Source organism: Chryseobacterium sp. SIMBA_028 (assembly GCF_046535285.1).
In the GTDB taxonomy this organism is placed as follows: Bacteria; Bacteroidota; Bacteroidia; order Flavobacteriales; family Weeksellaceae; genus Chryseobacterium.
Genome location: NZ_JAWRWZ010000852.1, coordinates 1 through 234 on the forward strand (window position 1 = coordinate 1; position 234 = coordinate 234).

A 234-nucleotide genomic window follows, 5' to 3' on the forward strand; every position below is an offset into this window, starting at 1 on the left:
GACCATCGCAGCCGTCCATGACCATTTGTGGCGGCAGCCTGATCTCGAGACCATCGACCTAGCCGCGTTTCTTAAGGATCTTTGTAGCCGTCTAGCGCAAACATCTATACGGCACACACTCTCTTTTGAAGGCACTCCTTGCCGAATAGACACTGACCGCGCCATCCAGGCAGCCCTTCTTGTCAACGAGCTTGTGACGAACGCGATCAAGCATGCCTACCCATCAGGAGGCGG

Annotated in this window: 1 protein-coding gene; it reads left to right on the forward strand. The window is 55.6% G+C overall.

Going from position 1 to position 234, the window contains the following annotated elements; translation table 11 throughout:
• Positions 1 to 4 precede the first annotated feature (4 nt).
• On the forward strand, positions 5 to 234 hold a 230-nt coding region (locus SCA31_RS25600), incomplete at its 3' end, for a histidine kinase dimerization/phosphoacceptor domain -containing protein (RefSeq protein ID WP_410699729.1).